Annotated in this window: 2 protein-coding genes and 3 tRNA genes; 4 read left to right on the plus strand and 1 reads right to left on the minus strand. The window is 61.7% G+C overall.

Annotated features, from left to right (window positions below; translation table 11 throughout):
• The coding region (locus ACEN88_RS31810; RefSeq protein ID WP_413346170.1) for an MASE1 domain-containing protein at positions 1-579 on the minus strand (579 nt) is incomplete at its 3' end.
• A gap of 203 nt (positions 580-782) precedes the next feature.
• Between ACEN88_RS31810 and ACEN88_RS31815 the strand changes: the two genes are divergently transcribed.
• The 4 genes from ACEN88_RS31815 to ACEN88_RS31830 form a co-directional block, all read left to right on the plus strand.
• Positions 783-867: transfer RNA gene (locus ACEN88_RS31815), tRNA-Tyr, on the plus strand.
• Between the two features lie 40 nt (positions 868-907).
• A tRNA-Gly gene (locus ACEN88_RS31820) sits at positions 908-981 on the plus strand.
• Between the two features lie 11 nt (positions 982-992).
• A tRNA-Thr gene (locus ACEN88_RS31825) sits at positions 993-1,067 on the plus strand.
• An 81-nt stretch (positions 1,068-1,148) separates the two neighbouring features.
• A partial coding sequence (locus ACEN88_RS31830; RefSeq protein ID WP_413344051.1) for a GTP-binding protein occupies positions 1,149-1,363 on the plus strand: 215 nt, incomplete at its 3' end.

The following is a 1,363-nucleotide window of genomic DNA, read 5'->3' on the forward strand; positions in this document are numbered from 1 at the left end:
CAGCCGGCGCGGCTGGCCGCCCCGCTCGTCTGGATCGTGTGCGGCCAGGAGGACGCCCACGGTGTCGCCGGCCCACCAGTTGATCCAGTTCGGGGCCCGTTCGGCCGCCGTCACCACGTCCAGCCGGTACAGGGCGGACACGTTGGCGGTGGCGTTGATCAGGCAGAACACGGGTGCCAGCGCAAGGAAACGGGCGACGTCGCGCGCCGTGCCGAGGGCCGGGTCGACGAAGCGGCGGAACCAGCGGGCGCCCAGCCAGGCCTGCACGAGCGAGCCCAGCGTGGCGACCGTCGTCGCGAGGACCGCGGTCGCGGGCGCGATGTCGGGGTCCATCCAGCCGTCGGGCAGGTGCGACAGGCACGCGCCGATGGCGACGCCGGGGAGGGCGCGCCAGCCGAACGCGACGCTCAAGGCGAACCCGACGCCGGCCGGCAGGTATACGGGTGTGGCATAGCCTGCGGGCAGGGCCAGCGCGCGGCTGAGGAGAAGGGTGCCGATATAGACGGCAATGGTCGCGAGGTTGGCCAGCCACAGCCGAAGCGCGTGCCCTTCGTGATTGCCGGTGCGATGCTGGTCCATGGGGCGCCTCTGACGTCAATACAGTGTACGCGCAAATGCATGGTTGGACCGCTCGGCAGGGATTCTTGCAAACAGCCCTTGCGGAGTTGTACTGTGGCCGTTACAATCACGCCCCGAAGCAACGACACTGTTTGAGTTTGATCAGTTCAAGCAAAACCAGTTGACGAAGTTGTTATCTTGCTTCATACTCTGCGGTTCTTCGCGGTGGGGTGGCCGAGTGGTTAAAGGCAGCAGACTGTAAATCTGCCCTCTCTGAGTACGCTGGTTCGAATCCAGCCCCCACCACCAAATGCGTTGATCGTGTAGTGAATCGAATTCGTGGTACCTCGCGGGTGTAGCTCAATGGTAGAGCTGAAGCCTTCCAAGCTTATGACGAGGGTTCGATTCCCTTCACCCGCTCCAGTTTCAAATCAGCCCTTGTAGCTCAGTGGTAGAGCACTCCCTTGGTAAGGGAGAGGCCACGTGTTCAATCCACGTCAAGGGCACCAGAATTTAAACGGCTGTCGGCTGTTTCGACCGTCAGGTGTGCCTGGTAATTTTCAATATCGTTAGGATCTTAGGAGTCTAGAATGGCAAAGGAAAAATTCGAACGGACCAAGCCGCACGTGAACGTCGGCACCATCGGTCACGTTGACCACGGCAAAACCACCCTGACGGCTGCAATCGCAACCGTTCTGTCGAAGAAATTCGGCGGCGAAGCCAAGGCGTACGACCAGATCGACGCGGCTCCGGAAGAAAAAGCACGCGGCATCACCATCAACACCGCGCACGTCGAGTACGAAAC

The organism is Massilia sp. CT11-108 (assembly GCF_047302915.1).
GTDB lineage: Bacteria > Pseudomonadota > Gammaproteobacteria > Burkholderiales > Burkholderiaceae_D > Telluria > Telluria orientalis.